The following is a 7,666-nucleotide window of genomic DNA, read 5'->3' on the forward strand; positions in this document are numbered from 1 at the left end:
AGATGTCAAAGCGTGACTATTACGAGATTCTGGGTGTAGCGAAGAACGCCTCCGAGGAAGAAATCAAGAAGGCGTATCGCAAGCTCGCGATGAAGTACCATCCGGACCGCAATCCGGACAGCAAGGGTGCGGAAGAGAAGTTCAAGGAGGCCAAGGAAGCCTACGAGATGCTTTCCGACGCGGGCAAGCGAGAAGCCTATGACCGTTACGGCCATGCCGGTGTCGACCCGAACATGGGCGGCGGCGGTTTCGGCGCAGGCGGTGCCGGCTTCGGCGGATTCTCCGACGCATTCGGCGACATTTTCGGCGATATCTTCGGCCAGAGCGCGCGGGGCGGCCGTGGTGGCGGTCCCCAGGTCTACCGGGGCGCCGACCTGCGCTACAACCTCGAGATCACCCTCGAGCAGGCAGCGCACGGTTACGACACCACGATCCGCGTGCCGTCGTGGGACGAGTGCGACACCTGCCACGGCTCCGGCGCCAAGCCGGGCACATCGCCGACCACCTGTACCACTTGCGGCGGCCAGGGCCAGGTGCGCATGCAGCAGGGCTTCTTCAGCATCCAGCAGACCTGTCCGAAGTGCCACGGCACCGGCAAGATGATCCCGAATCCCTGCCCGACATGCAGCGGCGCGGGACGCATCAAGCGCAACAAGACGCTGGAAGTGAAGATTCCCGCCGGTATCGATGATGGCATGCGCATCCGCTCGTCCGGCAATGGTGAGCCGGGCATGAACGGCGGCCCGCCGGGTGACCTGTACGTGGAAATCCGGATCAAGCCGCACACCGTGTTCCAGCGTGACGGCGACGACCTGCATTGCGAGATTCCGGTTTCGTTTGCCAAGGCTGCATTGGGAGGCGAAGTCGAAGTGCCCACGCTCAACGGTAAGGCATCCTTCACGCTGCCCGAAGGTACGCAGTCCGGCAAGACCTTCCGCCTGCGCGGCAAGGGTATCAAGGGTGTGCGTTCCGGTTATGCCGGCGACCTCTTCTGCCACGTCGTGGTTGAAACGCCGGTCAAGCTGACCGACCGCCAGAAGGAACTGCTGCAGGAGTTCGAGAATTTAACCAGTGCAGGCGGCTCCAAGCACAGTCCGCAGAGCAAATCCTGGAAAGACAAGGTCAAGGAATTCTTCGAATAAGCCGAACGCATGACTGGACGAGAAGCCGCTGTTCAAATGGACAGCGGCTTTTTTCTTTCCGACCCTGCTGGCGCTGCGGTCTTTGAAGGCGGAAAGCTTGTCCTCTGTATAATGCGCGGTGCCGCAGTGCACCAAATTTCGATCGAGACAAGATGAGCCAGAACGAATCCCAATCCGTCATGCTGGAACACCTGTTCCAGAGCAATCGCGAATGGGCCGCCGCCATGGTGGCCAATGACGCGTCCTTCTTCCAGAAACTCGCCGGCCAGCAATCGCCAGAATACCTGTGGATCGGCTGCGCTGACAGCCGCGTGCCCGCCAATGAAATCGTCAACCTGCTGCCGGGCGAGCTGTTCGTGCACCGCAACGTCGCCAACGTGGTCGTGCATACCGACCTGAACTGCCTGTCCGTCCTGCAGTTCGCCATCGACGTGCTGGGCGTGAAGCACATCATCGTCTGCGGCCATTACGGCTGCTCGGGTGTGCATGCCGCGCTGGCGCGCCGCCGCATCGGCCTTGCCGACAACTGGCTGCGCCACGTGCAGGATGTGCACCAGAAGCACGAGCGTTACCTCGGCGAGGCGCTGCCGCTCGGCGTCAAGCAGGACCGCCTGTGTGAACTAAACGTGATCGAACAGGTGTCGAACGTCTGCCAGACGACCATCGTGCAGGATGCGTGGGAGCGCGGCCAGTCGCTGACGATCCATAGCTGGATCTACGGCCTGAAGGATGGTTTGCTGCGCGATCTTGGTTTGACCGTCAGCAATGCAGAGGATCTCGCGGCGAAGCTCCCGGAGAGCCTCGCGCGCTATGAGAATTAACGATTAGAAGCAGTGTTCCGCCGCGGGGAAGGACTTGTCCTTGACCGCGGCGATGTAGGCACGGACCGCCGCTTCGATGCTGGTCTGGCCGTCCATGAAGTTCTTCACGAAACGTGCCTTCCTGCCGGGGAATACACCGAGCATGTCGTGCATGACCAGCACCTGGCCCGAGCAATCCGGGCCCGCGCCGATGCCGATGGTGGGCATCGCCAGCATGTCGGTGACTTCCTTTCCGAGCGCGGTCGGAATGGCTTCCAATACGAGGAGCGATGCGCCGGCTTCCTGCAGCGCGAGTGCATCGGCTTTCAGTCTTTCCGCGCCTTCCGCGGTTTTTCCCTGCACTTTGAACCCGCCCAGCTGATGGACTGACTGCGGCGTCAAGCCGAGGTGGGCGCATACCGGCACCGCACGCTCGGTAAGGAATTTTACCGTCTCCACCAGCCACGCGCCGCCTTCCAGCTTGACCATCTGCGCGCCAGCCTGCATCAGCTTCACTGCATTGTCGAACGCCGATTCCGGCGTCGCATAGGTGCCGAAGGGCATGTCGGCAATCAGCAGCGCGGTGTGGTTGCCGCGGGCAACCGAGGCCGTGTGGTAGGCGATATCGGCCAGCGTGACGGGCAGGGTGGAGCTGTGGCCCTGGCAGACGTTGCCGAGGGAGTCGCCCACCAGCAAGACGTCCACGCCGCACTTGTCCATGAGCGCCGCGAAGCTGGCGTCGTAGCAGGTGAGCATGGCAATTTTTTCACCGGCGCTCTTCATGGCAAGCAGCGAGGGCGCGGTAACGGCCTTGCTGCGGATCGCCGGTTCGCTTTCTTGCAGATATCCCGACATAGTTTTTCCCCAAGGTTGATGAATTCCTGGCGGCCGCGCATTTCTATGATGCGTCGTACCGGCAGGTTGAAATCCTCTTCGCCATCGGCCGTGTTCGGGATCGCCGTTGTGACGGCCGGCAGCGGAGCGGCGTCGTAATGATAAAAGAAACGGCTGTAACTTTCTTGAAGCCGGCCGAGACTCAGGTGCGGAAGATGAAATATACCGCGCCGACCAGGCACAGGCCTGCCCAGACGTAGTCGAGCTTGAAGGGCTGGTTCATGTAGATCATCGCAAAGGGCACGAATACGGTAAGCGTGATGGCTTCCTGCATGATCTTCAGCTGCGCGAGGCTCATTTCAGTGTAGCCGATGCGGTTGGCCGGCACCTGCAGCAGGTACTCGAACAGCGCGATGGCCCAGCTGATGATGGCGGCGATCCACCACGGTTTGCTGGAAAGGCTCTTCAGGTGACCATACCAGGCGATGGTCATGAAGACATTCGACATGGTGAGCAAACCCACGGTTTGCGCGACGACAGGTATTTGCATGGGGTAAGGCTCAGATTTTCCGGATGGCCTGGTCGGCGACATTGGGCACGAACGCATGGGCTGGCCCATGTCCCGGAATGGTAATGAAGGGATCGACCTCGAGCAGCGGAATCAGCACGAAGGCGCGCTGCGTCATGCGCGGATGCGGCACGGTCAGCGTGTCGGTGCCGATGACACGGTCGCCGTACAGCAGGATGTCGAGGTCCAAGGTGCGCGGCGCATTGCGGAAGGGGCGTTCGCGGCCGAAGTCCTGCTCGATCGAGCGCAGTGCCTGCAGCAGGTCCTCCGGCTCCAGGGCGGTCTCGATTTTCACAACGGCATTGACGTAGTCGTCGCCGCCGGCGTCCACCGGCGCCGTGTTGAACAGGCTGGACTGCGCGGCAAGCCGGGTGTGCGGAAGCCCGCCGATGCGCTCAATGGCTTGCCTGACCGTATCCCGCGCATCCCCCAGGTTGGCGCCGATGCCGATATGGCACATCGTCATGTGGCGCTGTCCTCGATCGGCGCGGACTTGTTTCGGCTGCGGCTGCGGCGGCGGCGCTTCTTCGGTGCGGAGGCGTCGCCTTCGGCCCTCGGCTTCTTCGCCAGCAGCTCCTCGCGACCCGGTCCGTCGGCGGCAATGAAATCGGACCACCATTCGCCGACTTCGGCATCGAGTTCGCCGGATGCGCAACGCAGCAGCAGGAAGTCGTAGCCGGCGCGCATGCGCATGTGCTCCAGCAGCTTGTACGGCGACTTGCCGGTGCGGCGCTCGAAGCGCGGCTGCATCGCCCAGATGTCGCGCATGTCGGTCGCGATGCGGCGCTGCAGTGCGAGCTTTTCGGTCTGCGTATTCAGCACGTCGTCGGCCGCCAGGTGCAGTGCCGGGATCGGGAATTCGCCCGCGGCCTTGTAGGCATTCCACTTTTCCAGCACCTGGTGCCACAGCAGCGACGCGAACAGGAAGCCGGGCGACACGCCCTTGCCCTGGCGCACGCGCTCGTCGGTATTCTCCAGCGCCAGCGTGACGAACTTCTCGCCCAGCGGCTGCTCGAGCACGACGTCGAGCAGCGGCAGCAGGCCGTGGTGCAGGCCTTCCTTGCGCAGTTGCTGCAGGCAGGCGAGCGCGTGGCCGCTCATCAGCAGCTTGAGCATTTCGTCGAACACGCGGGCCGCCGGCACGTTGTTGATCAGCGGTGCCATCACCTGGATCGGCTCGCGCGTGGCAGGATCGATGGTGAAGCCGAGCTTGGCGGCAAAGCGCACCACGCGCAGCAGGCGCACCGGGTCTTCGCGGTAGCGCGCCTCAGGGGCGCCGATGATGCGCAGCGTCTTGCTGCGGATGTCGGCGATGCCGTCGTGGTAATCGAGCACTGTCTGCGACGCCGGGTCGTAGTACATCGCGTTGATCGTGAAGTCGCGGCGTGCGGCGTCTTCATGCTGTTCGCCGAAGGTGTTGTCGCGCAGCACGCGGCCGTGTTCGTCCTTGGGCGCATTGTCGGACGAGGCACCGCGGAAGGTCGTGACCTCGATGATTTCCTGGCCGAACATCACGTGCACGATCTGGAAACGCTTGCCGATAATGAAGGCGCGGCGGAACAGGCGTTTGACCTGTTCCGGCGTGGCGTTGGTCGCGACGTCGAAATCCTTGGGCTTCACGCCGAGCAGCAGGTCGCGCACCGCGCCGCCGACGACAAAAGCCTTGAAGCCGTTTTCCTGCAGGGTCTGGGTGACGCGCACGGCGTGGGACGACAGCAGCTGCGGGTTGATGCGGTGCTCTTGCGGACCGAGCACCACCGGCAGGTGATTGGCGGTTTCGGCCTTCTTCTTTCCGCCGCCAAGAATGCGCTTGATAAGCTTTTTAATCATCGAACAATGTCAGGATGGGCCAGCCTTGCGCTTCTGCATGGGCTTTGAGCAAGGCGTTCGGGTTGGTGGCGACCGGGTGGGTGACGGCCGACAGCAGGGGGATGTCGTTCTGCGAGTCGCTGTAGAAATAGCTGCGCGGGAAGCTGCCCAGGGATTTTCCCTGGGAGGCGAGCCATGCATTCATATGCGTGACCTTGCCCTTGCCGGAGGTCGGGATGCCGACCAGCTTGCCGGTGATTTCGCCGTCGGCGGTGGTTTCCGGCAACGCCGCGATCAGGGTGTCGACACCGAAGACTTTCGCGATCGGTTCGGTGACAAAGCGGTTGGTCGCCGTGATGATGGCTACCTGGTCGCCGGCGCGCAGGTGCTCCTTCACAAGGTCGGTCGCCGCGGGGCGGATGCCGGGCAGGATGACCTCATCCATGAATTGCCGGTGCCAGGCGTCGAGCTGCTTGCGTGGGAACTGCGCGAGGGTGCCGAGTGCAAATTCCAGGTATTCCACCGGATCGAGCGAGCCGGCTTCATATTGCGCGTAGAACGCCGCGTTGCGCTTTGCGAATTCGTCCGCGTCGACGGCGCCGATGCGGACAAGGAACTGGCCCCATTCGTAATCCGAATCGAGCGGTATCAGGGTGTGGTCAAGGTCGAATAAAGCGAGATTCATTGTGACTTCGGTTCTCCTTCGAGCTGCAGCAGGCTGCGCAACAGCGGAAGCGTGATCGGCCGCTGGGTCTCCAGCGAATACTGATCGAGCGCGTCCAGCATGGAGGACAGGGACCGCATATCCCGGCGGAAATGGGTGATCAGATAGGGTAACACGCCCGGCGACAATGTTATGCCGCGGGCCTGCGCCGCCTGTGTCAAAGCGGCGATTTTTTCGTCGTCGGTGAGGCCGTGCAGCTGGTAGATCAGGCCCCAGCCGAGACGTGTGCGCAGGTCCTCGCGCAGTGCGAGGCCGGCGGGCGGCTTGTCGCCGGCGCTGACCAGCAGCGCGTCGTTCTCGCGTACCTGGTTGAACAGCGCGAACGCGGAAATCTGCGCATCAGGCGACAGCAGCTGGCAGTCGTCCATCAGGTACAGCCGCGTGCCCTCGTCGAACAGGTACTCGCTGTCGTCGGCGCCCGCTGGAATGTAGCGCGCGCCCGGCACCGCGGCCAGCGCATGCAGCAGGTGGGACTTGCCGGCGCCGGCTTCGCCCCACAGGTAGACGAAACGCTCGCCCGGCATGCCGGACGCGTACTGTGAAAACCGGCGCAGCAGCTGCGACAGCTCCGCATTGTGTCCGACGACGAAAGTATCCAAGGTCTGCGGTTTTTCCGCCCCCAGGTCGAGCAGCATTTGCCTCATGACTGACGATAGAAACTGCTATTGATGTATTGAGTGCGCAGGTGGGCCAGCGCGACCGCGAGGATGGCCGACGCGGGCAGGGCCAGCAGCACGCCGACGAAACCGAACAGGTGGCCGAAGGCCATGAGCGCGAAGATCACGGTCAGCGGATGAAGGCCGATGCGCTCGCCGACCAGGCGCGGCGTCAGGAAAAAGCTTTCGATCACCTGGCCGGCGCCGTAGATGCCGGCGACCACGAGCACACCGTGCAGGCCCTCGAACTGCAGCACCGCCGCAATCAGCGCCAGCACCAGCCCGAGGCCGAATCCAAGGTAGGGGATGAACACCAGCAGGCCGGTGATCACGCCGACCGGGACGGCGACGTCGAAATCGAACATCGCCAGCGCGCCGGCATAGTAGAGCGACAGCACCAGCATCACGGCAAGCTGGCCGCGCAGGTATTGCGCCAGCAGGCCGTCCACTTCCCGGCCGAAGCCCACCACCTGGCCGACCCAGCGGCGCGGGATGACGTTCTGCGCGCGCGCCAAAACGGCGTGCCAGTCAAGCAGCAGGTAGAACAGCGCGATCGGAATCAGGCTCAGCGTCGCGATCCAGCCGAGCACGGCGGCGCTGCCAACCTTGGCCGAGGCGAGTACCGAACTCCAGATCTCGTCGCTGCTGGTGGCGAAATACTGGGATACCAGCCGCTTGATGCCGACTTCATCCAGGCGGACGCGGATGCCGATGTCTTGCAGCTTGGGCGACAGGAAGGCGTTCAGGCGCGACAGGGCGCCGGGAATCTTCTCCTGCAGAAGCGGAATCTGCTTTTGCATGATCGGCAAGACCACCAGGATCAGCGCCAGGATCGCTGCTAGCAACAGTAGCAGCACCAGAATTACGGCAAAACTGCGCGGGAAAGGCAGCCGGCCGATCCGTTTTGATGACAACCAGTCAACAGCCGGGTTGAGGGCGTACGCCAGTATGCCGGCGGCGATGAAGGGAGCGAGAACCGGCCCGAGATAGACCAGCAATGCCACCAGCACCGGCCCGACCGCCAGCCACAGCACGGTCTGTTTCTGCTCCGGATTGAAAGAAAAAGGCATGTTTCGGCGGGTTGGACGGGGCGGGTTTGTTAAAATAGCGGTTTGTTTTCGGCTGGAATGCCA

9 protein-coding genes are annotated in these 7,666 nt (G+C 63.0%); 2 read left to right on the forward strand and 7 right to left on the reverse strand.

The features are described from left to right. Positions 1 to 2 precede the first annotated feature (2 nt). A complete protein-coding gene (gene dnaJ, locus AYR66_RS17885; RefSeq protein WP_088708631.1) occupies positions 3 to 1,142 on the forward strand; it encodes a molecular chaperone DnaJ in 1,140 nt (379 codons plus the stop codon). Between the two features lie 152 nt (positions 1,143 to 1,294). After that, the gene (can, locus tag AYR66_RS17890; protein WP_088708632.1) at positions 1,295 to 1,963 is read left to right on the forward strand and encodes a carbonate dehydratase; all 669 of its coding nucleotides are present in this window, start codon (positions 1,295 to 1,297) and stop codon (positions 1,961 to 1,963) included. Positions 1,964 to 1,966: 3 nt separating this feature from the next. Here the strand turns inward: can and panB are convergent, their stop codons facing one another. The 7 genes from panB to AYR66_RS17925 all read right to left on the reverse strand — a co-directional run bounded on the left by panB (position 1,967) and on the right by AYR66_RS17925 (position 7,603). After that, a complete protein-coding gene (panB, locus tag AYR66_RS17895) occupies positions 1,967 to 2,797 on the reverse strand; it encodes a 3-methyl-2-oxobutanoate hydroxymethyltransferase (protein WP_088708633.1) in 831 nt (276 codons plus the stop codon). Between the two features lie 181 nt (positions 2,798 to 2,978). Beyond that, complete coding sequence (locus tag AYR66_RS17900) at positions 2,979 to 3,326, reverse strand: DMT family protein (protein ID WP_088708634.1); 348 nt, start codon at positions 3,324 to 3,326, stop codon at positions 2,979 to 2,981. A 10-nt stretch (positions 3,327 to 3,336) separates the two neighbouring features. Beyond that, complete coding sequence (folK, locus tag AYR66_RS17905; protein WP_088708635.1) at positions 3,337 to 3,810, reverse strand: 2-amino-4-hydroxy-6-hydroxymethyldihydropteridine diphosphokinase; 474 nt, start codon at positions 3,808 to 3,810, stop codon at positions 3,337 to 3,339. After that, on the reverse strand, positions 3,807 to 5,174 hold the full coding sequence (gene pcnB, locus AYR66_RS17910) for a polynucleotide adenylyltransferase PcnB (RefSeq protein ID WP_088708636.1): 1,368 nt from the start codon (positions 5,172 to 5,174) through the stop codon (positions 3,807 to 3,809). Before pcnB ends, folK begins: the two co-directional genes overlap by 4 nt. Further along, entirely contained in the window at positions 5,167 to 5,838 is a 672-nt protein-coding gene (locus tag AYR66_RS17915) for a histidinol-phosphatase (protein WP_088708637.1), read from the reverse strand. The genes pcnB and AYR66_RS17915 overlap by 8 nt, the downstream gene beginning before the upstream one ends. Next, entirely contained in the window at positions 5,835 to 6,521 is a 687-nt protein-coding gene (hda, locus tag AYR66_RS17920; protein ID WP_088708638.1) for a DnaA regulatory inactivator Hda, read from the reverse strand. Before hda ends, AYR66_RS17915 begins: the two co-directional genes overlap by 4 nt. Beyond that, positions 6,518 to 7,603: an AI-2E family transporter gene (locus AYR66_RS17925; protein ID WP_088708639.1), complete on the reverse strand. Its 1,086-nt coding sequence runs from the start codon at positions 7,601 to 7,603 to the stop codon at positions 6,518 to 6,520. Before AYR66_RS17925 ends, hda begins: the two co-directional genes overlap by 4 nt. Positions 7,604 to 7,666 lie beyond the last annotated feature (63 nt).

This window comes from Noviherbaspirillum denitrificans (assembly GCF_002211445.1).
Lineage (GTDB): Bacteria > Pseudomonadota > Gammaproteobacteria > Burkholderiales > Burkholderiaceae_D > Noviherbaspirillum > Noviherbaspirillum denitrificans.